This window comes from Paenibacillus sp. FSL R10-2778, from assembly GCF_038593035.1.
Taxonomy (GTDB): Bacteria; Bacillota; Bacilli; order Paenibacillales; family Paenibacillaceae; genus Paenibacillus_AQ; species Paenibacillus_AQ odorifer.
The window spans coordinates 2,385,820-2,409,691 of sequence record NZ_CP151956.1 but is presented as its reverse complement, the minus strand read 5'-3'; the positions used below and the strand labels follow the sequence as shown (position 1 = coordinate 2,409,691).

The window sequence follows — 23,872 nt, the reverse complement described above, 5'->3', positions numbered from 1 at the left end:
CATACCTCTAAACAACAAAAACCCCGGAAGGCTAAGAGCCGACCGGGGTATTATTTTGCCTAGCTTTAAAGTAGGAGATTAAAAAAGTCCGAAAGGAACGTGCCACCAGCGGTAATTTACTATCTGTACGGTAGATCAAGCCAACCGTTCTCGTCACCGCAGGCTCCACAACCTTCACCTGGGCTGGTTGAAGCGGATTCGTCTGATAGAACGCCATCTCCGGAAGCAGGCTCACACCCATCCCTGCGGCCACCAAACCACGAATGGTATCGGTCTCTCCGCCTTCAAAAGCAATCTGCGGTTGGAATCCCGCCTGCAAGCAAGCTTGCCAAACGATAGGTCTTAACGAATAGCCTTGGCTGAATAGAACAAACTTCTCTTTTTGCAGCTGTTCCAACCGAATTTCAGATTCTCCTGCCAACCGGTGATTCTGAGGAAGAATCGCAAACAACTCTTCAGTCATTACAATATCCCCCGAAACATGCTCATCATTCTCCGGAAAAGGCGAAATGAAAGTTAAATCCACTTCTCCAGACAATACGTCTTTTATCAAAGAAGGGTAAGATCCTTGTTTAAAACGAAATTTGACATGAGGATAATACTTACGAAAATCTGCAACGATAGTCGGGATTAGATGTGTGCCAAGGCTATGCGGGAATCCAATCCGAATCTCACCACGCTCGGGATCCAGAAATTCATGCACCTCATTTACTGAATGCTCCAACTCCTTAAGGATACTCTCAACCTTTTTGCAAAAGAGCTGCCCAACAGGGGTAAGCTGCAGATTGCGCCCTTTTTGCATGAATAGATCAACCCCAAGCTCTTGCTCCAGCTGATGAATCTGACGACTTACCGCAGACTGCGCTACATGAAGCTCTTCTGCCGCTCTTGTTACGTGTTCTTTTTGAGCTACCTTTAAAAAATATTGCAGCTGTCTTAGCTCCACTCCATCATCGCCCCTGTCTTAGGCTTTTTTTGAATATACGAATAATTAGCCCATATACGAAAAAGCCAGAAACCAAACCTCCGAGATGTGCAACCCAATTCACATTCGGTGTAGCAAACGACATAATGATCCCGATCATTAGCAATCCGTATAAAGTCTTACGCGAGCCCTCATCCATCATCGCCCGTTGAATAACGGCAATGTATAAAAATGCACCATAAATGGCGTAGATTGCTCCAGAAGCACCAACCGAAACCGTACCAACCTCTACTACTGAGCGGGCACTAATCGCAATTGTAAGCAGATTTGCCAGAAAGCCTCCCGCCACATAGAGCAGCGCATAACGCCACCAGCCCAGCAATCGCTCCAGAGGCGGTGCAAACACCAGGAGAGCGAAGCAATTAAAGAACAGATGGGAAAACCCATTATGTAAAAAAATAGCGGCCAGATAGCGCCACAGTTCCTCTTTGTACGGACTCACATCAACTATAGCACCAAAATCAATAAGCGTTTGAATATTTGTTGATCCTCCGTTAATTACCGTCAGGATAAACATGATCACATTGGCCAATATGAGCAGACAGGTTACCGGATAATACCGGACATAACTTTTCCAATTTTCGTATCGAATAAATATCATAACACCCATCCCTTTACATATATATCTTGTCCGGTTGGACATCTTCCTGCTATTAAGATTATAATTTATTGTGGCAGTAAGAATCCAATATTATAATTCGAGGAGGAAAACAAGGATATGACGCAAGAAAAAACAGGCGTAGCTACTTTTAAAGGCAACCCCATCACTCTCGTAGGACCTAAGCTAACAGCTGGTGATCCTGCACCCGATTTTGTTCTGAGCAAGAATCTTCTGGAAGACGTGTCTCTAAGTGATTATGCCGGTAAAATCAAGCTAATCAGTGTTGTCCCTTCTCTTGATACCGGGGTATGTGACGCACAGACCCGCCGGTTCAACAGTGAAGCCGCAGAGCTTGGTGACGATGTGGTAATTCTAACTGTAAGCACGGACCTGCCGTTTGCCCAAGCTCGTTGGTGCGGTGCTGCCGGCATCGATCGAGTTATTACTCTATCCGATCACAAAGCAACCTCATTCGGACAAGCCTATGGTGTGCTGATTAAAGAATTCCGCTTAGATATGCGCTCCATCTTTGTTCTGGATAAGAACGACAAGATCGTATATGTTGAATATTTGAGTGAAATGACCGAGCACCCTAACTATGAAGACGCTATTGCTGCTGTGAAGAAGCTGCTCTAATTCTTTAATCAGTAGCGGTTATTCCAACAATACTTAATTATCTCTGTTAAAAAAGCGGCAGAAGGTCCATCCTTCTCCCGCTTTTTTTGTAATAGAAAGATTTATCGATAACACACTGAGCAGCTCACCGTTTACGTAAACGCATTCATACTACCCCTAAGCAAGAAGGGTTTGACGGGCCTCTAAAAATCAGTCTGCTTTGTATTTTCCTAATTTTTTGTCCAAAGATGCATACAAGCGTTGAATTACACGGTAATTCGCCCCGAGATCACCAAGTGAACCTCTAGATGCAGAATACATATCTACACCACAACGAACAGGCGTCGTATTTAGCACCGATACCGTAATGTCCAGCGTACGGCCAAATGCCGTTCTTTTCTCAAGAGTAATCTCACCTACAGACTCCACTTCGTGAAGCACCTTAAATCCAGGAACTTTCTTTAAAGTTGATGAAACTTCTTCCCATGCTTTGTCTTTAGTTAGATTGTAATAACGCGTTTTTAATGTCGGATCTTTGGCGCGGTCGCTTGTTCCATCATGACTGCGGAATAAGCCAACCAAGGTTCTTTTTAACGACAAAATTCTTCCCCCTCTACAAATCCCAAGTTCATTATTCTAAGTGTAACACTCTTGTCTCAGGAACAAAAGGGTATAACTCACTTTCCCTTTATTCCAGACATACAAAAAAGCGCCCGCTCCCATTATTCACGGGAAACAGGGCGCCTTGGCTTAAACAAGAGAAAACCCGCTTATGCCGTCCGGCTACAGTGTCTTCTGAACCTGCTAGAGCAGGTGGGTGATCGCAGAAAACGTTTTTGAATTCCCCAAGTCATATAGACAGGGCGGTTCAGCTGCGCTTCGTGTAGATCTCCCAAGACATTATCATTGGTTCAAAACAACGAGTAACCGTAACGTACATCGCAGGATTTGTTATTATTATATTGCGTTTTAACGAAAAAGTAAACCTGTATGCGCTTTATTTTTACACAGGAATTAATTACCTGGAAATATCCAACGCTTAATTCAGCATTTTGTTAAATGCGTTTGGTGTCCTTTTCATCAATTTCATCCTCGTAGTCATCGTCATCGTCATCGTCGTCGTATTCATCCGCCCGATTGTTCAATGCTGCTGCTTCTGCTTCTTCCTGCTCTTTCAGTTTCTTCTTTTCTACTTGCAGCTGTAGCTTATTATAAGTAGCGTAGAAGTTAAAGAAGGCCGCCATTGCAATCAACGTTGGAATACAAATGAAATACAGAGCCGGATATCTAAGACCGATATAAACAAGAACCGCGGCTGCAATCAATGTAGAGAACACACGAATTGGGCGTGCTATAGTCAGCAATATAGAATTGGTCATCACTTGCTTGAAGCCCATTTGGTAGTGAACCACAATGGAAAAGAAGTTAAACATGGATACCGACAAAAGTATCATCAGCACCAACATCAAAATACCAACAATTCTGAAGTTAGGCATTTGTGTCATGTAAACTGTTACATCAACGTACATAACAACGAACATCAATGTATAGATAACTCCTCCGAGCATGCTTTTTACATAGTTCTCTTTATACCCCTGAAAAAATGTACGAAAAGTTCCTACATCCGTATTCCCCATTACCCACTTACGTACTACAGTAAATAAAGCGGCTGAAGCTGGAAACACCGTAAAGGGCGCTAGAATCCCCATTGCCCAGTTCAATGTAATTTGCTCGTTCGCTCCACCTGCGCCTGTCCCTAACATAATCATCTTTAAAACACCAAAAAACAAAAACGGGGCGGAACATAGTGCCCATAAGATATTACTTCCTGCGATACGTGAAATCCATTCTGTGACGCGGTATAAGCCGCCCATTGCTCCTTTAAACTCCAATTCCCTTCCTCCTCTGTCTCTTACATACTACATATCTTAACTATACCTCATTTGACCTCCTCATTTCCATAGCCCAACTTTCTGAATTATAGACTATCGTCTATACGTAAAGCCTTTATAGTCCATATATTAGGATTGTAACCATAAGAAATACCAAAATCCCCACATTCTAAAGGAGGTTATCTCATGTCTACACCTGTTGGCTTCGGCGGTTGGACTTCTACAGGCACGATCCTCGTATTGTTTATCTTGCTCGTTATCATCACTCGTACATTCGGATACTAATATCTCACAAAACAAATTCGCGCCCTACTAAGGACACAACTATTCACCAAACATCCTTATATTTCAGCAAAAAGAAGACGAGAACCGCAATGCGGCATCTCGTCTTCTTTGGTATCTTGACGAAGTATTAATTATCGAAATCTTCACGTTTTGCAGGACGAGTGCTCGTGCTGCTTGGACGAGTGTATGGTTTACGCTCTGCGCTGCGGTTTGCACCACCGTCACGAGCTGGTGCGCCATCACGGTTGCCTTTATAGCCACCGCCATAGCCGCCACTGCCGCTACCGTAGTTGCTGCCACCGCTGCTATAGCCACCACGACTACCGCCACCGTTATTATCACGGTTACCACGGTATCCGCCACCGCTACCGCTGCCACCGGAAGTACCACGGTTTCCGCCATAACCACCATTAGGTTTACGGCCACTGCGGATATCGTTTTTGCCACCACGACGTTTAGCACGAATTGGATCTTCAGGAGTCAATTCAATTGCAGAATCCTTCTTGTCGCCAGTGAGAAGCTTCATAGCTGCGGACAACAATTGTACGGAATCATATTGCTCAAGCAATTGAATAGAAATTCCTTTGTACTCGTTCAACTCTCCGCTTTCTACCACTTCAAGCAAACGCTCAGCAGTAACGCGTTGTTTACCTTCAATAGCTTCAGCCATTGTTGGCAAAGGTTTACGAGTAATCCGGTGACGAGTAACACGTTCGATCAAATGCAGGTGATCAATTTCGCGTGGAGTAACAAATGACCAAGCCGTACCTTCTTTACCTGCGCGTCCTGTACGACCAATACGGTGTACATAGCTTTCAGGATCTTGTGGCAAGTCAAAGTTAATTACGTGAGTTACGCCGGATACGTCCAGACCACGTGCCGCTACGTCAGTAGCTACCAGCACGTCAATGCTGCCATCACGGAATTTACGCATTACAGCATCACGTTGGTTCTGTGACAAGTCACCATGCAATCCATCAGCAGAATATCCGCGTTTTTGCAAAGCTTCAGCAAGCTCATCAACCCGGCGCTTAGTACGTCCGAATACGATAGCTAATTCAGGTGATTCCATATCAATCAAACGACTAAGAGCTTCAAACTTTTGACGCTCAGGCACTTCCACATAAGCCTGATCAATCAGTGGGGCACTGATTTGTTTCGGAATAACGGAGACATGTTGCGGGTTGTTAAGAAATTGTTGAGCTAGGCGTTGAATGTTTGGTGGCATTGTAGCAGAGAACAACATGGTTTGACGTTCTACAGGAACGAGCTTCAAGATAGTCTGAATATCTTCCATAAAGCCCATATCCAGCATTTCATCTGCTTCATCCAATACAACGGTTTGAACATCATCCAAACGGATCGTTTTACGGTTGATGTGATCGAGCAAACGACCAGGTGTACCAATAATGATTTGTGGTTTCTTTTTCAATCCACGGATTTGACGTCCAATATCCTGTCCGCCATAAATCGCCAACGAGCGAAGACCTTTGAAACGGCTTAGCTTGCCAATTTCTTCTGACACTTGGATGGCCAACTCACGAGTTGGTGCCATAATAAGGGCCAAGATTTTTTCGTCTTCACGGTTAATCTTCGAAATGAGGGGGATACCAAAAGCAGCAGTCTTACCTGTACCAGTCTGAGCTTGACCGATCAGATCCGACCCAGTCAATGCTAATGGGATCGACTGTTCCTGTATCGGTGTTGCCTCCTCAAATCCTAACTCTGTGATTGCTTGTAGCACTTTTGGCTCCAAGCCAAATTCTGCGAATGTTTTCAAATTATTCATGCTCCTTCTATACAGTGGACATTCCACATGCTTGTCTGTATTCTTAAGTAGCGGTAAACACATTTATAGGCTGTCCAATCATGCTCTATTTTCTGCATGATATAGCGCTTTTGGGACGAAAAGCCTCCCTAATCATCAGGTACCTTGTTGTACCTGAGCAACTGTAGCTTTACATCCGATGCAATGCAAAAATACCATTGTAACGTTCTACTCAAGAATATCCTATACATTATATCACAAACACATGTGAGAATACCAGTGGGTTCCTTTCTTTTCATTGCTTTCATGTTTTATTTTTTTAAATATATATATAAGGGTGGATTTACTTGTTAAGACAGATTTTGAATTGTTTGGTTGTTTTTTTAGGGGCAGCACTGATCGCCAGTGGATTTAATCTATTCTTAATTCCACACCGTTTACTAAGTGGTGGTGTATCTGGGCTTTCCATGTTAGTGGGTTATTTCACTCCATTAAACATAAGCCTCCTATACTTGCTCTTTAATATTCCTCTGCTGGCTGCTGGCTGGTTCCAGTTAGGCCGGAGATTTATTATTATGAGCATGTTGTCCGTTGTGTTTACAACCTGGTTCTTAACGGTGATTCCTGAGCATCTGGTGGCTACAGATATGCTGCTGTCCTCTGTATTTGGCGGAGTTCTCGTTGGGATTGGCTGCGGTATCTCCTTTCGTGCAGGAGGTTCTTCCGGAGGTTTTGACATCTTGGGTTCAATTATCACTAAATACCGTGATTTCCCGGTCGGTAATGTAGTTGTAAGTTTAAATGGACTAGTTATCCTGGCGGCCGCTTATCTTGACAAGAACTGGAATTTAGCACTTTCATCAATGGTATCTATATATGTAACAGGTAAAGTGTTGGATATGATTCATATCAGCCACTTAAAGGTAACCGTATATATTGTAACAAACCGTACAGATGAATTACTGCAACATCTAATAGGCCTTCAACGAGGTGTCACAAAGATTAAAACAGAAGGCGCTTATTCTCACGTTGAAAAGGACATGCTAATGACGGTAACAACCCGCTACGAACTTGCAGAGCTGCAACGTATCATCCGCACGACAGATCCGCAAGCTTTTGTAAATATTGTTGAAACAGTGGGTGTTATGGGTTCCTTCCGGAAAGACAAAATGAGGAAATAAAAATTCCTAGTATTGGAAAATGCACCAAACTCAGAATTATGATATATTATACACACGCAGAACCCTAACAATTTCATAAAGATTGAGATTTACCCCTCTTTTTTCCAAAGCACTTCGTTTTCCGATGAACACTGAATCAATTCAGAACTATCGAAAAGGGAAAGGGTGATTTTTGTGGAAATGGAAACGGTAAAACTGTCAGCAATCGTCATGAGGTGGTATCCTGATATGATGCCGTTTCTCAAACAGGACGAATTAAATTCAGTAATCGTTCTGCGAGACGGGCTAAGTATTCTGGAACCTGCAGATGCCATGGATATTATCCATTACAGCATCTGTGAACATCAGAATTCTGCGTATCTTCAATGAGCAAGCCGCAAGAGAAGTCTTGATAGTTGCCGCCTTGGGTTCGGCCCTGTTGCCGATTTAAGGCGGCATTTACTTTTTTCATACCGTTTCGAATCCATACATCTCGTTTATAAACAACAAAGGCGGTTTTTCATTCCCAATCTGAGCTAATATTGTTACAACACTGTTCTTTTTGGGAGCAACCGTTCCTATATAATTTAGGGGAAAGTACATAAAGGGAGAGAAAAACGAATGAACATCACCTGGGCTCTACTGATGATGGCCTTGGGAAGCGTAGGCGTACAACAGAACCAACATGACGCTGAAGTGGCGATCGCTTTGAAGTCCGCCATGAATCCCCCCATCATTGCACAACAAAACAACAATTCGAATGTAGCAACTCCAGCTCCAAGCGCTTCACCTGAAGCAACAAACTCAGAAAGTATGTTACACACCGATCCACAGCCAGACGCACCCAAAGTAAAAGGCATTTATGTTACCGCCTACAGTGCTGGTGGGGAACGAATGGAAAAGCTGCTTACATTGCTTGACCAAACCGAACTTAACTCAATGGTTATAGACATTAAGGACGATGCGGGTTATATCACGTATAAGACCGATAATGCCGACCTTCAGAAGCTTGGTAACCCTCAGCCTTTTATTGGAGATATCAGCAAGTTAATGGAACGTTTGAAGAAACATGATGTTTATCCTATCGCCCGGATTGTTGTTTTTAAAGATTCCATTCTTGCCAAGAAGAACCCGCAGATGTCTTTTGTTAATTCTGATGGCACTGTATGGAAGAATAAAGGCGGCGACAGCTTTGTTAATCCTTATAATGAAGATGTTTGGAAATACAATGTGGATATCGCCAAGGAAGCTGTCAAGCTCGGCTTCAAAGAAATTCAGTTCGACTATGTTCGTTTTCCGGAAGGATTCGAAAAACGTGCTGAAACCCTTAAATACACTAAAACCAGTGATTCACGCGTAGAAATTGTATCTAATTTTGTTAAATATGCCAAAGCAGAGCTAGCTCCACTTGGTGTCCGTGTGTCCGTAGATATTTTTGGATATGCCGCATCTGCCCCTGCTGAGGGTATCGGCCAAGACTTTGTTAAAATATCCAAGAATGTGGATGTTATCAGTCCAATGGTTTATCCAAGCCACTATTCAACGGGATGGTTCGGCGTGAAAGAGCCCGACTTAGATCCTTACGCTACAATCAAAGGTTCCATGGTTGATACACATAAGAAGCTTGATCCACTGGGCAGCTACAAACCCGTTATTCGGCCTTGGATTCAAGACTTTACAGCAAGCTGGCTCGGAAGTGGTCATTATGTGAAATATGGTAAAAAACAGGTGGAAGATCAAATCCGCGCTTTAAAAGATGAGAATGTGGATGAGTTCCTTCTCTGGAACGCCAATAATCGCTATACAGCCGATGTTGATTACGAAAAACAATGAATACAGCCCTTATTATTTATAGCTGATCTGATATACGTATGCTAAAGACCCGGCGTCTGCCGGGTCTTTTAACGGAAACTTATTGAACTATGTAACCTATTCCTTGAAAAATCATAAAGAATGAGGCACAGAATTATGATACAGACCACCTCTTTAAAACAAAAGGCAGGACAATTTTTTCATATTTTATTCCCAATCCTTGTTACACAAATAGCTTTATCCGCGATCACCTTCTTTGATACTAATATGTCCGGTAAATTCGGAACCGTCGATCTGGCAGGAGTTGCGATAGGAACTAGTCTTTGGATTCCAATCCAAACCGGTCTCAGCGGTATTCTTATGGGGATCACACCTATTGTTTCACAGCTCATCGGGAGCAAAAAGGATAAGGATGTTGCCTTTCAAGTCACACAAGGTATTTGGCTGTCACTGATTGTTTCGGTCATCGTCTTGCTTATTGGCAGCTTTGCCTTGTCACCTATTCTTAATTTTATGAACTTGGAGCCTGGTGTAAGAGATGTTGCTTTCCGCTTCCTCAGTGCTATTTCGTTCGGAATTATCCCCCTGTTTGGATATACGGTACTTCGTAGCTGTATAGACGCTTTAGGACAAACACGCGTATCCATGTGTATTACACTAATAGCTTTGCCTGTAAATGTAGGTTTGAACTATTTGCTCATCTTCGGGAACTTCGGATTTCCTCGTCTCGGGGGTGTTGGTGCAGGCGTAGCTTCAGCCATTACCTATTGGGTTATATTTGCCGTTGCTCTACTGTTCATATATCGTTCTCAGGCATTTGTAAATCTCAGATTATTCCGTAATTTCTACTTCATATCGTTAAACAGCATTAAAGATTTGCTCAAAATCGGAGTACCCATCGGTTTCTCGATTTTTTTCGAAACGGCTGTCTTTTCCGCTGTAACCTTGTTAATGAGCCGATTTGACACCGTAACAATTGCCGCGCATCAGGCAGCAATCAATTTTGCAACAACACTCTATATGATTCCGCTCAGTATTTGCATCAGCCTTACCATCCTCGTCGGCTTCGAGACCGGGGCTGGCAGACAAAAGGATGCACGCCAATATGCCATAATGGGTATCGGGCTGGCGGCAATCCTTTCGCTGGCCACAGCTTTATTACTCTTGTTTGCCGGAAATCATGTAGCTGGTCTATATTCAGATGAACCCGATGTCATCTCGTTGATTCAGCATTTCCTGATCTATGCAATCTTTTTTCAAATCTCAGATGCAATTGCTACACCTACTCAAGGGGCGCTTCGCGGATATAAGGATGTTAACCCAGCCTTTATCATTTGTTTTATTGCCTATTGGGTAATTGGCTTACCTACAGGTTATGTACTTGCAACTTATACAGATCTAGGAGCATTCGGCTACTGGATTGGTCTTATTACCGGTCTTGCCATCGGTGCGACCCTGCTATTGTCTCGGCTTATCAAAGTTCAACGGCGTTATGCCGCACAATACACACAGGAACAACCACAGAGTTAACGATCCATATTACACAAAAAAGGAACAGTGCGCATCTCGCAGCTGTTCCTTTTTATATATAGGGTCGCTAATTATTGGGAAAGACGGGAAGCCAGCTCGTACAGCTCCAGGTCAAAGCCCTTTTTCGTATTCACAACGAGATCAATATCCGTAAGGGTTAATTCACCTTTGATGATACCACAAGCCTTGTCGGATTCACCTTCGATTAGCTTACGTACGGCAAAATCGCCAAGACGGCTAGCCAAATTCCGGTCTCCAGGAGTTGGTGTTCCACCACGTTGGATATGTCCGAGTACAGTAACACGTGCGTCCAGAGAAGCATGACGGTCTTTCAGAGCTTGAGCCACATCTTCACCTTTGCCAACGCCTTCGGCAACAATTACGATACTGTGACGTTTACCTCTGATAAAGTTATCGCGCATCCGGTCAGCAACTTCATTCAAATCATACGGCATTTCCGGCACAAGAATTGTTTCTGCTCCGGAAGCCAGTCCAGCATGCAGCGCGATATCGCCACAGTGGCGTCCCATAACCTCTACAATGGAAGAACGTTCATGGGAGGACATAGTGTCACGCAACTTGTTAATAGCGTCTACAACAACGCCAACCGCTGTATCAAAACCGATAGTGTAGTCTGTGAAGGAGATATCGTTATCAATCGTACCTGGCAAAGCCATAGTCTTGATACCGAGTTTACTTAATTTGTTAGCTCCTTTATAAGAACCATCTCCACCGATAACTACTAGACCATCGATACCCAGTTCATTAAGGATATCCGCGCCTTTTTGTTGGCCTTCCGGTTTCGTGAACTCCAGACATCTTGCAGACTGCAGAACAGTACCGCCACGTTGAATAATATCCCCTACACTGCGAAGATCCATTGGGAAAATATCGCGATTCAGCAGACCTTGATAACCACGTTGCACCCCAAATACCTCAATACCGAAATAAAGTGCGCTTCTTACAACCGCACGAACAGCGGCGTTCATTCCCTGTGAATCTCCACCACTAGTCAATACTGCGATTTTTTGAATTTTAGACATTCTGTTGTTCCTCCTTAAAATTGTGCGAAGTCTGATACTTCTTATAAAAATAACTTCGCGACATGGTTACAAAAAGCGTTTGCGTATCCAACGGCTGTTAGCGAAGAAGAACAGTCTTGTAAGCGGACTGCCTTTCATCAGGCTTTTAGATACAGAGCGAACTTCCCGCTGTTCGCTAACTTTCGGATCAGATAAATAAAGTGCCAGCAATCCCTCAATCACCATACGATGCATCGAAGACTCTGGAAGATTACGAACATCCTTACGGGCCCACTCAACCATTGCAGCGATCCGACTCAGCATGGTATCCGTGTCATCATAATAATTGCAGAAATTAAGATCACCGCCTGCTCGGTCCTCTTCCTGATCAATCAGATAATCCAACATAATGTGCAGACCACATACATGCGGAAAATACGCGGCTCGAATCGAAGCCGCAGAAGCTTGGTTCAGCTTCGGATCACATGCGGATAGAAATAACATAAATACACCTAGCGTTGATCCCGTTGCAGCCGAAAACTCATTCCATTGCAGATGCGGCGCTCGACTGCCCTGTTCCTCCCACCACTCCTTCAGGGCTGTTTCCCTGAGTTCCGGGCGGATGTGCTTATACACTTGTAAATCTGTATAGAGCACAGCCAGTTCTCGAATCTCCGCTGCAGCAGCGGAATAACCTGGCAACAAAGAAATCATTTCTTGGCATTTACGAACCAGCCTGTACAAATATCCGCCGTCATTCTGTTCACTTCGAAGCGCATAATAATTACCTGGCTCAGCATTTGGATCAATAGCATCCAGCATAGATTGATGCAGCAGCCTGAAATCTGCAGGATCAAGCGAAGTACTGCGATCACATAAGTTGTCCAGATAATCACTGATAGTTTGATAAGCAACAATTAGCGGAATCAGTATATGTTTCATCGATAAATTGCCGGCGGCATAAATACCACCGCCTATGCAATGAAACTCTTTAGTTTCAATGCTGGCAAGTGCTTGCTTCCGGAGCTCGGGATCGGGAATCCCGTTCGCATCTTGGCGCCAGAAATGGAGACATTCTCTCACTTCCGGCAGCACGTACTTATAGACCCTGTTCATAAGTCCCAGTGGACCACGCGGGCTAAGGTAACGGCCTTGCTCTAATTCACTCAATGACAGTGCCTCCACATTGTTGTCTCCTTATCCAAATCACCACTTATTATAATATGATCAGGCGTATTTGTACAAACAACAAAATCACTTTCGTAAAATCATGAAAGATTCAGAAATACAGCAGTTTTTAAAAACATCTCCCCATTGCTTTATGCTATACTAGGCATATTTCAATTTCGGAGGAGTGCAATCCATGTTTTCAAAACGGACCGGCAGCCTTTACAGTGATCAAAACTGGCTGCGTTCCTTTCTTTTTACCATATATGGTACCAGCGTCCTTGTAGTATCCTACTTTCCTTTATTCTACACACATTTAGGGTTTAGCAGTTCTCAGATAGGCTACTTGTATTCCCTCGGTCCCCTTATCTCCATCCTATCCAATCTATTCTGGAGTATGATAAGCGATAAGTTAGGCACCGTTCGAAAGATCATGTTCATACTACTTGCGGGTCAATTAGTAACTGGTCTTCTATTAGCCAGAGCGGCCGAATTTTCATCTGTCATGCTTATTTTGTCCTTCTTCTACTTCTTCTATTACCCAGTTTTTCCGCTTGCCGATACAATGGCTATCAAAGTTGCCGAAAGACACGGACGGAACTTCATTACCATTCGCGTTTTTGGCTCCTTAGGCTATTCTTTCTTTGCTCTAACCGTTGGCTATGCATTAAGAGCATTGGGCTCTACTTGGAGCTTGACCCTATGTATCATCATCATTATTGCTGCACTTTTAATTACCCTAGGTCTTAAGGATGTTAAAAGACCTGCTGTTATAGAAACAACGAATCAAGATAAGGACACAGCTGAAGCTGATAATAGCAAAAATGGACTTAAAGATATATTGTTGCAAAAAGAGGTGCTGTGGTTCTTCGGCTGTGTGTTTGTACTCGCGTTAGGCCATAGAATGAACGAAGCCTTTCTGACGATCAGTCTAAAACAACTAGGCGCAGGTGAGGAAATCATTGGCTGGGCATTGCTCGCGTCAGCTCTTAGTGAAATCCCTGTATTATTTATCCTCAGCAGATACGGCGACAAATTCAAAGAATTGCCCTTGCTGGCCTTGGGGAGTCTGATGTATGCTCTGCGTTTTCTTTTGATGTCCCTGGCGGATCATCCAGGCTCAATGATTGCCATTCAAGCCATGCACAGTATATCATTTGGTGTTTTTTATGTAACATCTGTCCGTTATATCACCCGGATTATCCCGGATCGCCTGCGGGCAACAGGTCTTGCCATTTTCACCGTCGTTTGGTCAAGTGCCTCTGGGCTGCTTAGCGGTACCTTTGGCGGCATTATTTATCAAGAGGCGGGGCGTTATATTTTTTATATAGTGGCTACGGGTTTCAGCTTACTTGCTTTTGCAGGGTTTCTGGGACAGCATTTATTGAAATCTAATCTGGAGCCGATCAATTATTTCAGAAAAAAGAACAAAAAAGCCTCCCTGTAATTAGGGTTGCTGTTATTCCATAATACAAAAAGGTCGTTGCACTCCCCTTCACTGGAGTGCAACGACCTTTTTCATTTTGGATAACTTCTATAGCGGGCGTAAAAAAACACAGTTCCCGAAAGAACTGTGTTCTGTAAGTTGGTAACCACTCTTGCAAGGGCTTGCCAAGTAAATTATATATTTGTAGCAGACAGCTTAGCTGTCCTGCTGTTTCTTATAATTTTACTACGTTTTCAGCTTGCGGTCCGCGACTACCATCAGTGATGTCGAATTCTACTTCTTGACCTTCGTCCAAAGTCTTGAATCCTTCACCTTGAATTGCTGAGAAGTGTACGAATACATCTTCGCCGCCTTCTACTTGAAGAAAACCATAACCTTTTTCTGCGTTAAACCATTTTACTGTACCTTTCAATTGAACAACCTCCTAAAAATAACCGCCATATATGGCGTATAACTATAGTATACTGCAATCTTCTGTTCAAATCAATCAAACCCAACCCTTAATATATGATTTAATTTGCTTTTCCCTTCTCCAGTGCGTTATCATTGAGCCAAAAGCCAAAAATCGCCAGGGTGGTAATGATAATGATCAAAAAACATGAAATATACAAAACAGACAAATGGAATATGATGACGGTAGAAGTTCAAGGCCGCTACATTGTACTCCGCGAAATTTCCGATCAATGGGGAGAAGAAACACATACCTTCCTGAGTCGTCCAGCGATGATGCAATGGGTGAATAACCGCTTCAACAAAGAATCTTATAAAGACAATGAAGAAGAGTACAAAAACATCATTGCAGCTTTCAAACAGGTATAACAGGAAATGAATAACGAAAATCTCACGATTTATGTTGTCCTAGTCCTCTGTCTAGGCGCAGTATTAATTATGACCAAGGATCGTGTCCCGCCGAAACTAAAGCGGGGCATGGCCATGGCTGCGGTCGTAATGATTCTGTTTGCTTTCATCTTTGTTATTTATAGCTTGTTGGCATAACTACCATATAAAGAAGACTAAATATTAATAATCAGGACTTAGCAGGACATAATAAGCTGACTCTACTTTTCAAAGAGGAGGACGTCATGCCTATTACACTCAAGTCCATCCCTCTTCTACTTGTGCTCAGCTTGCTACCGGGTGAAATATCATCCACAGTATTGCCGAGGGAGATTATGCCTACTACATCTCATCATTCTAGGAGGGTTTCTATGGAACAATTATTGAAGAGAAGTGAAGTACCTGCTGAGAATCGTTGGAAGCTTGAAGATATATTTGCCTCTCAGAAGGATTGGGATGCAGAATATGCTGAAGCTAAATCACTGATCAAAAAAGCTGCTGATTTCCAAGGTAAACTTGATTCCGCAGAAGCTGTGAAACAATGTTTTGAGCTGGATGACAAGCTGTCCGTCTCCACTGAGCGACTCTTTGTCTATGCTCATATGCGTCAGGATGAAGACACTGCTAATCCTGAATATCAAGCTTTGTCCTCCAAAGCGAAGAAGCTTGGGATCGAAGCAGGCGAAGCCTTTTCTTTTGTAACCCCAGAAATCTTGGCACTGCCTATTGAGAAGCTGGATCAATTTATTGCTGATCCTGAACTGTCCGCTTACACCTTCACTTTAAAAGAGATGAAACGTGAGAAAGCGCATGTATTGTCCAAGGCTGAGGAAGCTCTGCTTGCCCAAGTTGGAAACCTAGCACAAGCGCCTCAGAATATTTTTAGTATGCTGAACAACGCAGATCTGAAATTCCCTAAGATTAAAGATGAAGATGGCAAAGAGGTCGAGCTGACTCACGGCAACTATATCAAGTTCTTGGAAAGCTCCGATCGCGAGGTTCGCAGAAATGCTTTTAAAGCAGTCTATGACACCTATCGTAAGCAAAAAAACACCATCGCAGCAACGCTTAGCGCCAATGTGAACAAAAACGTCTTTTTCTCACACGTCCGCAAGTATCCATCTGTAATGGAAATGTCTCTCTACGGTGATAACATTCCAAAAGAGGTATACACCAACCTGATTGATACGATTCATGAAAGTCTTCCTTTAATGCACCGTTACATGAAGTTGCGTCAAAAGCTGCTTGGTGTGGATGAGTTACATATGTATGACCTATTTGCACCACTAGTAGATGAATATAAGCTGGATATCACGTACGAAGAAGCGAAGAAAATTACCAAAGAAGGCCTCAAACCGCTGGGTGAAGATTATCTGAATGTGCTGCAAAAAGGCTACGACAATGGCTGGATTGATGTCTATGAGAACGAGAATAAACGCTCTGGAGCATACAGCTGGGGCCCTTATGGCACACACCCATACGTCCTGCTGAACCATAACGATAATCTGAACAGTATGTTTACTCTGGCACATGAGATGGGTCATGCTCTACACTCTTATTTTTCAGACAACGCTCTGAACTATCGGGATGCACAGTATACTATTTTCCTTGCAGAGGTTGCTTCGACTACCAATGAAGCTTTGCTTATGGATTATCTACTCAAAAAGTCTACAGATCCTAAGGAAAAAATGTATCTGCTCACCTACTATGCCGATCAGTTCCGGACAACGATTTTCCGGCAAACAATGTTCGCAGAATTCGAAAAGATCATTCATCAGCGTGTTGAAGAGGGCGATTCGCTTACCCCTCAAGATCTTTCAAGTATCTACTACGACCTGAATGTCAAATACTACGGCAAAGAAATGGTTGTGGATCAGGATATCGAGATGGAATGGGCACGAATTCCGCATTTCTATAACAGCTTCTATGTTTACAAATATGCAACAGGCTTCTCGGCAGCGACTAGCTTTGCCAAACAAATCCTTGAAGAAGGTAAACCGGCGGTAGATCGTTACCTCGGCTTCCTGAAGAGCGGTGGCAGTGATTACTCCATCAATATTTTGTCAAAAGCAGGCGTTGACATGTCGTCTCCTGAGCCGATTCGCGAAGCGATGAGTGTGTTCGAAAGTGTTATCGAGCAAATGGAACAGTTGACCAAATAAGGCAGAGAGCTTAGTATTACATTAATCCCTTGCCCTATCTGGGCAGGGGATTTTATATTGTTATATCCCCCTGAGGAGGAAGAATTCAATGAGAATTCAATGGTCACTAATTGCGGGTCTAATCTTCGCGCTGCTAACCGCCATATTCGCAGTCATTAACGTTGATCCCGTTCAAGTCAATTTCGGTTTTGATGTGGTTAATATACCACTTATACTCGTTATTCTTGGCTGCGCGTTAATTGGCGGAATCATCGTGGGCTCTTACGGCATTTTTCGTCAATACAAACTACAAAAGCAAATTAAAAGCTTAACTGCTGAGCTTACCAAGCTTCGTGATGCCGACACTTCACTGGATTCTTTTAACACAGACAATGATGGCTTAACAGGAGGGCTTAACTAATGATTACCATTCAACCTAATGAAGACTACATACTTTCCATCCTAAAAAAATTACTCGACACCCCCAGCCCAAGCGGTTTCACCGCACAGGTAATGACACTAGTTGCTGAAGAAGCAGCTGCGCTGAACGTACCTTTAAGCTGGAATGAAAAAGGCGGCGTAATTCTTAACGTCCCTGGCTTAGATCCCTCTCGTACTATTGGCATCAGCGCTCACGTGGATACACTTGGTGCCATGGTCCGCTCGATTAAAGCTAATGGTACACTGCGTCTGACCTCTGTAGGTGGCTTCGCCATGCACAGCATTGAGAATGAATACTGCACGATCCATACCCGTAGCGGCAAAACTTATACAGGAACCATCTTAACCAGTCATCCATCTGTTCACGTATATCCAGACGCCCGTGACTTTAAACGATCAGAGGAGAACATGGAAGTACGTATTGATGAGCTGGTATCTTCTAAAGAAGACGTACTCAAGCTTGGCATTTCCGTCGGAGATTTCATTTCTTTCGATGCACGTGCAGTGATTACGCCTAGCGGCTACATTAAATCCCGTCATTTAGATGACAAAGCAAGCGTGGCTGCCCTTCTCGGATTGCTGGAAAGTATTAAACGTGAAGGCTGGAAACCTCTCCACAACCTTTCTTTCCTCATCTCTAACTACGAGGAAGTGGGACATGGTACAGCTTGGATTCCTGGTGAAATCAATGAAATGATTGCCGTCGATATGGGCGCCATGGGTGATGATCTCAGCTGTAAAGAAACCGATGTATCCATCTGTGCAAAAGACTCTTCCGGCCCTTACGATTATGTTATGACAGGCCGTTTGATTGAACTGGCAGAAGCACTCGCAATTCCTTATGCCGTTGATATTTATCCTATGTACGGCTCCGATGCTTCCGCAGCGCTCAGAGGCGGAAACAATATCCGTGCAGCATTGATTGGCCCAGGTGTACATGCCTCCCACTCCATGGAACGTACGCATAAGCAAGCTGTAGTGAACACTGCTAAGCTTCTTGCTGCTTATGTGGGGACAAACTGAGGGTAGCTCTGGCAAGCTGAACCAGCTCTGGAGGCGCAGACAGGGACTTATCGTCTCACTTCTGATGTTATTGATAGTGGGGTTAGCGCTATCGTTGTTTCTAGTATTTAGAAATCACAAGGAAGATCCCTTTAAAGGTCTTCCTCACGCCTATAGCTTTTTGGAAACAGTGAGTACAGATAACGTTCAGCTCTATATGATGTCACTTTCACCTGAAGATATTAAGCTCAAGGCCGCGGGTGTCCCTTTACGGCAAGTTAATGCATATGGGATTAACGGTGGTTTTTTCTATCAAGATGCGCTTTTATCCATGGCTATCATGAATGATACTCCAGTCAACGGAGCTCAGAAAGGTTATGGGTCTGGCTGGTTCAATGCTAAATATGCACGTGGAACCCTTGTCTGGGATGGTGCCACAAGTAGCTTCTCCGTACAGGTTGTCTCTTCTGGAGAAGAATTGAAGATTACTGATCGCCAGCATTATTTTGCGCAAGGTGGCATTAGTATGAATCTGGGGCACGAAGACTTATGGGAAGCGGCAGTAGCTGAAGAGCATCTTCCTTACGCTGATGAGAAACGCCTGCGCTCAGGCATGGTGTATGACAACACAGGAAAGCTCTGGCTGATTGTTACCCCAACGCTCTCAACAGCGGCAGAGTTCCGCTCAGCGATCCTCCAGACAGTTCCTGCTAAGGGTCCGGAGGGCATCTTCTTGGACGGAGATGGCTCTTCCCAGATGAATGCGAAGGAAATCATTGTACCCGGCGATTCTCGGTCTGTAGTACAAATGATTGCTGTGGACGGAACGAAATAAATAAGTAGAAAAATAAAAGAGTAGAATTCTCCAATTAGTGGAGGACCCTACTCTTTTTTTTGTTTATTGGTGGTTCACTTGTTCTTCAACAGACACTGCCGGAATTTCCGGTGGTCATCACTTTCGGCTGGTGCTTACGGACCCAGAAGGCGTTATTCGCAAATTATTAGCCTTTGGAGCATTCTTTCGGACCCAAGCGACGTTATTCACGCAAAAAAGGAACGTATTGGGTGCTTTTAGTGTCAATAGCGACTGTGGTGTCCGTTAACATTCCAAATGGGTTATAATGCTGCGTTTAAGGTCAGCTGTGTCCGGGTAGTGATTTGTAAGAATCACTGTGATTTAAAAGCCGGCCTCAATCCCAGACTTGCTCCAGCTTATCTGAATAATAAGAAATGGCCTTACTGTAACTTCTTATCCCTTCATCCGCAGAGGTTTCTGCCAACAGCTTAAGCAGCAGCTCCATCGCTTGACTATGCTCTCCAAGATTGTGCAAGGTCATGGCTAGGAACGCCGGAAATTCCTTATTCTCCGGGTACTCCTGAACAGCCTGCATCAGAAGACCTTTTGACTTCTCGTATTCTCCGAGTGTCCGGTAGGTGCTGCCCAGTCCCAATAGAGCGCCAACTCTCTGCTCAGAAGGTAATCCTAACGCCAAGCTTTTCTCATAAAAGGGTACTGCCACCCGCTCCAAACCCAGCACATCATGCGTCCAGGCCAATTGATATAAAAGTTCAGCGTCCCCAGCATTCTGCTCATATAGCTCAAACAGCATCATTTTGGCTTCTTCCGCTTTACCAGCGTTGCGTAGGGCTACAGCAGCTTTAAGTTTATCTTCCACACAGAGCCCTCCCCTATTTTCATTCAAAGCCATCCAACGGGTTTAAGCCTTACCAGCGATTTTCTCCGCAAGCTCGTTCAGATAGGTCCAGCGTTCCATAAGACGCTCCAGCTCTGCTTCGGCTAGGCGTTGCTCCTCTACTAGCTCCTGCAGCCTTCCAGAGTCAGCAAAAGCCGCCTCCATCTGTACACTAATATCCGTCAAACGTTGCTCTGCAAGCTCAATTTGCTCATCAATGCCCTCATATTCACGCTGTTCCTTGAAGCTGAATTTGAGTTTTGTTTTGGGAGCCGTTGAAGCTGCAGGGTTGCTGGCAGTGTCCGCGGCCTCTTTTTGCTTTGAGCTTCCTTCTTTGTTCGGTTCTCCAATGCGTGACGGTACATTTTTGGCCAGCCATTCTTCATATTCCGTATAATCGCCAACGTGAATCCGGATATCGCCATTTTCAAAAGCAATCAGCTTATCTATCGTACGGTCCAAGAAATAACGGTCATGGGATACGGTAAAGACGACACCCGGAAATTCATCCAGATAATCTTCCAAAACAGCCAATGTGCCGATATCCAAATCGTTCGTAGGTTCATCCAAAAGCAATACGTTAGGAGCTCCCATCAATACACGAAGCAGATACAAGCGTCTTTTTTCGCCCCCGGACAGCTTGGAGATCGGTGTCCATTGCATCGCAGGAGGGAACAAGAAGCGTTCCAGCATTTGACCAGCCGTAATCACACTGCCGTCTGCTGTCCGTATCACTTCTGCTTCTTCCTTCACGTATTCAATGGCACGCATACTGTCATCCATATCCTGATGCTCTTGTGTAAAGTAACCAAGCTTAACCGTAGCGCCAAGCTGAACTTCACCTTTATCGGGTTGCAGCTGACCTGCAATCATATTTAAGAGTGTTGATTTGCCGCTGCCGTTCGGGCCGACGATGCCCACTCTATCCTGGGGTACAGCGATATAGCTGAGATCTTTGATTAGCTGACGACCATCCAACGCTTTCGACAGGTCATTAATTTCAATGATCTTGCGACCTAAACGTGTAGAAGCCACAGAGATATCCAATGAACCGTTCGAGCTGCTTCCCGTACTCTCTTTCAGCTTCTCGAAGCGGTCGATTCTTGCCTTCTGTTTTGTTGAACGGGCTTTGGCACCGCGACGAATCCAAGCCAGCTCTGTACGCAACAGATTCTTACGCTTCTGTTCGGCAGAGGCTTCTCGTTCTTCTCGATCGGCTTTAAGCTCTAGAAACCGTGAATAGTTAGCTTCATAACGATAAAGCTGGCCACCATCCAGCTCTAGCATGACACTAGCCACACGCTCCAGGAAGTAACGATCATGCGTCACCATCAAAAGAGCGCCGCGCCGTTTCTGCAAATATTGCTCCAACCAAGCCACGGAATCCGTATCAATATGATTGGTAGGCTCATCAAGAATCAGCAGTTCAGAGGGGGTAATCAGTGCAGCTGCCAGAGCCACACGTTTACGTTGTCCACCAGAAAGTGTGTCCATTAACGCATCAAACTTTAAGATGCCTAGCTTGGTAAGCACGCTTTTGGCTTCACTCTCCAAATGCCATGTTCCCGCAGCGTCGATCGCCTGCCCAATCTTTACTAGTTTTCCTTCCAGTTCAGCATTACCAGGCTGCTGTTCAAGCTGGGACATAGTCTCCATATACTCACGCATGGTAGCAAGGTCTGGATCATCCCCGGCGAACACTTGCTGCAAAACTGTATTCATAGGATCATAAGGAGGATTCTGCGCCAAATATTGTACTCTTACATTATTCCCGATGGCAATTTGTCCACCATCCGGAGTATCCAGACCGGCAATAATCCGTAAAAAGGTTGATTTACCCGTTCCATTCACACCGATCAAGCCAATTTTATCCCGATCGTCCATACCAAATGAAGCGTCGCTAAAGAGTACTTTCTCGCCATAACTCTTGGAAAGATGTTCCACGGTCATAATATTCATGCTATTTCCTCGCTTGCCTTATATTTTCATAAAACCGGCCCGCATCTAACCAATGCTATTTATCCGGTCTATCATCCTATCCAAAATTCAGGTGATCATGGCCCCTCTAATAAAAAGACCAGCAGCGAAATCAGCGCGTTTATACGCGTCCTCCTCCGTAAAAGACGGATCAAATAAAATATCCATCTTCAAACGATCCAGCATCCCTATGTAGGACTGTGCCATAAGCTCAGGCTCGGATGCTCCACCTTCTAATAATACCTTGACCACATCTTGCATGTATTGCTCCATAAATTGAGTCATATACGCCACTAATTCAGGATTATTGTTAGGAGCACGGAAAAAGAGCTTCGTATGCCGCTTGCGTTCATAATAATAATTCAAGTGATGTTTAGCAATGATCGACAGTTTACTGGCCAAAGTATCACTAGCCTTCAGCCTTTCCTGTAATTGCAGGAGAAACCCCTCACAATCGCGGCGCGTCACTGCCATGAATAAATCTTCCTTGCTCTTGAAGTATAAATAAACGGTGCCCTTTGCTATCCCGGCTTGCTCCGCCACTTCCGACATCTTCGTTTCGTAAAATCCACCTGAACCGAAGAGCTCGTATGCGGCATCCAGAATAGCAGTATGTTTTTGATTGGATGCGCTACTCATCGGTCCCTCCCCAAACTGTGCCGTTCAAAGCTTAAATTCAAATGCTAAATGATCATGCTCAGCAGTAAGGCTGCCGCACCTCCTAGGATAGAGCTGATGGCATTGACTGCGTCATTGCTCATCCACTTCCAGCCTCTTGCGTGTACAGCTGGAGCCCCACAATGCTGTGAGCCTTCCACTTCGCGGCCGCATACGGTACAGCGGTTCATCTGCTGCACGGTTGCACCAAGGATAGAGTCGGCAAAGGCGCCGACTAATCCTCCGGCAAGTCCTGCTAGGGTAAGCAGCACGAAAGAGTGATCCGGCATGCCGGATATCATACGCAGCAGCCAAGCTGACGCACCGATGAGTGCGCCTCCTGCTGCTGCCGCCAGCGTACCCAAGCTGGATACACCGCCCGAAGCTCCGGCAGGAAGAACTTTACCCGTAAGGACAGAACGAGGCGGTTTCTTGCTCAGTGTTCCGATCTCCGTAGCCCATGTATCCGAGGTTACTGTAGCCATTACACCAATAAATAGGAACCCCCATAGCTCATTCGGGAAGATCGCATTCAGAAAAACCAGAACCATGCCAAGTCCACCGTTAGCAAAGACCTGCCCGGCATCGCGGCGGCCCGTCTTAGCATACGTCAGCTCTAATTCTGCTTTATTATCATGATGAAGTTTGGACAGCAGGCTTGAAGTGATGAAGAAAATCAGCAATATCCCAAACCAAAAAGCATTTCCGGCACCAAAATAAATAGTGCCCATCACTACCGCGGCAATCATGCCAGAGAGACTTAAAGACTGCTTCCAATATGCCGCTCCCGCAACAATCAAAGCGCCTAAAGCGCCAATAACCCACTGCATAGATTCATC

The 23,872-nt window shown here is 44.4% G+C and carries 25 protein-coding genes and 1 other RNA gene; 13 read left to right on the top strand and 13 right to left on the bottom strand.

The annotated features are described in order from the left end of the window. Positions 1-31: 31 nt before the first annotated feature. Complete coding sequence (locus NST40_RS10485) at positions 32-946, bottom strand: LysR family transcriptional regulator (protein ID WP_076125124.1); 915 nt, start codon at positions 944-946, stop codon at positions 32-34. 4 nt (positions 947-950) lie between these two features. Beyond that, on the bottom strand, positions 951-1,586 hold the full coding sequence (locus NST40_RS10480) for a rhomboid family intramembrane serine protease (RefSeq protein ID WP_076125160.1): 636 nt from the start codon (positions 1,584-1,586) through the stop codon (positions 951-953). Positions 1,587-1,703: 117 nt separating this feature from the next. Between NST40_RS10480 and tpx the strand changes: the two genes are divergently transcribed. Then, complete coding sequence (gene tpx, locus NST40_RS10475) at positions 1,704-2,222, top strand: thiol peroxidase (RefSeq protein ID WP_076125122.1); 519 nt, start codon at positions 1,704-1,706, stop codon at positions 2,220-2,222. 189 nt (positions 2,223-2,411) lie between these two features. On the opposite strand, the gene NST40_RS10470 is transcribed toward tpx, so the two are convergent. From NST40_RS10470 to NST40_RS10460, 3 genes are all read right to left on the bottom strand, one after another. Further along, complete coding sequence (locus tag NST40_RS10470) at positions 2,412-2,801, bottom strand: DUF1499 domain-containing protein (RefSeq protein ID WP_036689295.1); 390 nt, start codon at positions 2,799-2,801, stop codon at positions 2,412-2,414. 159 nt (positions 2,802-2,960) lie between these two features. Further along, a non-coding RNA gene (gene ssrS / locus NST40_RS10465) (6S RNA) lies at positions 2,961-3,152 on the bottom strand. Between the two features lie 104 nt (positions 3,153-3,256). Next, positions 3,257-4,093 carry a DUF624 domain-containing protein gene (locus NST40_RS10460; RefSeq protein ID WP_076125120.1) on the bottom strand — a complete coding sequence of 279 codons (837 nt, stop codon included), beginning with the start codon at positions 4,091-4,093 and terminating at the stop codon, positions 3,257-3,259. A gap of 186 nt (positions 4,094-4,279) precedes the next feature. On the opposite strand from NST40_RS10460, the gene NST40_RS10455 reads away from it, so the two are divergent. Then, positions 4,280-4,378 (top strand): hypothetical protein, encoded by a 99-nt coding sequence (locus NST40_RS10455; protein ID WP_036689290.1) that lies wholly within the window; start codon positions 4,280-4,282, stop codon positions 4,376-4,378. Between the two features lie 127 nt (positions 4,379-4,505). On the opposite strand, the gene NST40_RS10450 is transcribed toward NST40_RS10455, so the two are convergent. Then, complete coding sequence (locus NST40_RS10450) at positions 4,506-6,158, bottom strand: DEAD/DEAH box helicase (protein WP_036689288.1); 1,653 nt, start codon at positions 6,156-6,158, stop codon at positions 4,506-4,508. A gap of 335 nt (positions 6,159-6,493) precedes the next feature. Between NST40_RS10450 and NST40_RS10445 the strand changes: the two genes are divergently transcribed. The 4 genes from NST40_RS10445 (at position 6,494) to NST40_RS10430 (ending at position 10,648) form a co-directional block, all read left to right on the top strand. Continuing rightward, positions 6,494-7,327: a YitT family protein gene (locus NST40_RS10445; protein ID WP_076276348.1), complete on the top strand. Its 834-nt coding sequence runs from the start codon at positions 6,494-6,496 to the stop codon at positions 7,325-7,327. Between the two features lie 180 nt (positions 7,328-7,507). Then, positions 7,508-7,696: a hypothetical protein gene (locus NST40_RS10440; RefSeq protein WP_036689649.1), complete on the top strand. Its 189-nt coding sequence runs from the start codon at positions 7,508-7,510 to the stop codon at positions 7,694-7,696. Positions 7,697-7,927: 231 nt separating this feature from the next. Then, positions 7,928-9,139 (top strand): putative glycoside hydrolase, encoded by a 1,212-nt coding sequence (locus tag NST40_RS10435; protein WP_076125118.1) that lies wholly within the window; start codon positions 7,928-7,930, stop codon positions 9,137-9,139. Between the two features lie 135 nt (positions 9,140-9,274). Continuing rightward, entirely contained in the window at positions 9,275-10,648 is a 1,374-nt protein-coding gene (locus NST40_RS10430) for an MATE family efflux transporter (protein WP_342410655.1), read from the top strand. A 71-nt stretch (positions 10,649-10,719) separates the two neighbouring features. Here NST40_RS10430 and pfkA read toward each other — a convergent pair whose 3' ends face one another. Both pfkA and NST40_RS10420 read right to left on the bottom strand, forming a co-directional pair. Next, entirely contained in the window at positions 10,720-11,691 is a 972-nt protein-coding gene (gene pfkA / locus NST40_RS10425) for a 6-phosphofructokinase (RefSeq protein WP_036689277.1), read from the bottom strand. A gap of 66 nt (positions 11,692-11,757) precedes the next feature. Then, positions 11,758-12,840: a tetraprenyl-beta-curcumene synthase family protein gene (locus tag NST40_RS10420; protein ID WP_036689648.1), complete on the bottom strand. Its 1,083-nt coding sequence runs from the start codon at positions 12,838-12,840 to the stop codon at positions 11,758-11,760. A 193-nt stretch (positions 12,841-13,033) separates the two neighbouring features. Between NST40_RS10420 and NST40_RS10415 the strand changes: the two genes are divergently transcribed. Next, the gene (locus NST40_RS10415; RefSeq protein WP_076125115.1) at positions 13,034-14,284 is read left to right on the top strand and encodes an MFS transporter; all 1,251 of its coding nucleotides are present in this window, start codon (positions 13,034-13,036) and stop codon (positions 14,282-14,284) included. 214 nt (positions 14,285-14,498) lie between these two features. Here the strand turns inward: NST40_RS10415 and NST40_RS10410 are convergent, their stop codons facing one another. Then, positions 14,499-14,696 (bottom strand): cold shock domain-containing protein, encoded by a 198-nt coding sequence (locus NST40_RS10410; RefSeq protein ID WP_036689272.1) that lies wholly within the window; start codon positions 14,694-14,696, stop codon positions 14,499-14,501. A 173-nt stretch (positions 14,697-14,869) separates the two neighbouring features. On the opposite strand from NST40_RS10410, the gene NST40_RS10405 reads away from it, so the two are divergent. From NST40_RS10405 to NST40_RS10380, 6 genes are all read left to right on the top strand, one after another. Continuing rightward, positions 14,870-15,103 (top strand): hypothetical protein, encoded by a 234-nt coding sequence (locus tag NST40_RS10405; protein WP_036689271.1) that lies wholly within the window; start codon positions 14,870-14,872, stop codon positions 15,101-15,103. Between the two features lie 6 nt (positions 15,104-15,109). Then, positions 15,110-15,280: a hypothetical protein gene (locus NST40_RS10400; RefSeq protein ID WP_036689267.1), complete on the top strand. Its 171-nt coding sequence runs from the start codon at positions 15,110-15,112 to the stop codon at positions 15,278-15,280. A gap of 212 nt (positions 15,281-15,492) precedes the next feature. Further along, positions 15,493-17,283, top strand: a complete 1,791-nt coding sequence (pepF, locus tag NST40_RS10395; RefSeq protein ID WP_076125113.1) for an oligoendopeptidase F — start codon at positions 15,493-15,495, stop codon at positions 17,281-17,283. Between the two features lie 88 nt (positions 17,284-17,371). After that, positions 17,372-17,683 (top strand): lipopolysaccharide assembly protein LapA domain-containing protein, encoded by a 312-nt coding sequence (locus NST40_RS10390; RefSeq protein WP_042126298.1) that lies wholly within the window; start codon positions 17,372-17,374, stop codon positions 17,681-17,683. A 2-nt stretch (positions 17,684-17,685) separates the two neighbouring features. Beyond that, positions 17,686-18,726: a M42 family metallopeptidase gene (locus NST40_RS10385; RefSeq protein ID WP_076184364.1), complete on the top strand. Its 1,041-nt coding sequence runs from the start codon at positions 17,686-17,688 to the stop codon at positions 18,724-18,726. A 94-nt stretch (positions 18,727-18,820) separates the two neighbouring features. Then, positions 18,821-19,540, top strand: a complete 720-nt coding sequence (locus NST40_RS10380) for a hypothetical protein (RefSeq protein ID WP_342410653.1) — start codon at positions 18,821-18,823, stop codon at positions 19,538-19,540. Between the two features lie 355 nt (positions 19,541-19,895). On the opposite strand, the gene NST40_RS10375 is transcribed toward NST40_RS10380, so the two are convergent. From NST40_RS10375 to NST40_RS10360, 4 genes are all read right to left on the bottom strand, one after another. Continuing rightward, on the bottom strand, positions 19,896-20,381 hold the full coding sequence (locus tag NST40_RS10375) for a tetratricopeptide repeat protein (protein ID WP_256718961.1): 486 nt from the start codon (positions 20,379-20,381) through the stop codon (positions 19,896-19,898). Positions 20,382-20,423: 42 nt separating this feature from the next. Beyond that, positions 20,424-22,358 (bottom strand): ABC-F family ATP-binding cassette domain-containing protein, encoded by a 1,935-nt coding sequence (locus NST40_RS10370; RefSeq protein WP_036689259.1) that lies wholly within the window; start codon positions 22,356-22,358, stop codon positions 20,424-20,426. Between the two features lie 87 nt (positions 22,359-22,445). Continuing rightward, positions 22,446-23,015: a TetR/AcrR family transcriptional regulator gene (locus tag NST40_RS10365; RefSeq protein WP_076218388.1), complete on the bottom strand. Its 570-nt coding sequence runs from the start codon at positions 23,013-23,015 to the stop codon at positions 22,446-22,448. A 44-nt stretch (positions 23,016-23,059) separates the two neighbouring features. Continuing rightward, positions 23,060-23,863 (bottom strand): DUF92 domain-containing protein, encoded by an 804-nt coding sequence (locus tag NST40_RS10360; RefSeq protein WP_076184351.1) that lies wholly within the window; start codon positions 23,861-23,863, stop codon positions 23,060-23,062. Positions 23,864-23,872 lie beyond the last annotated feature (9 nt).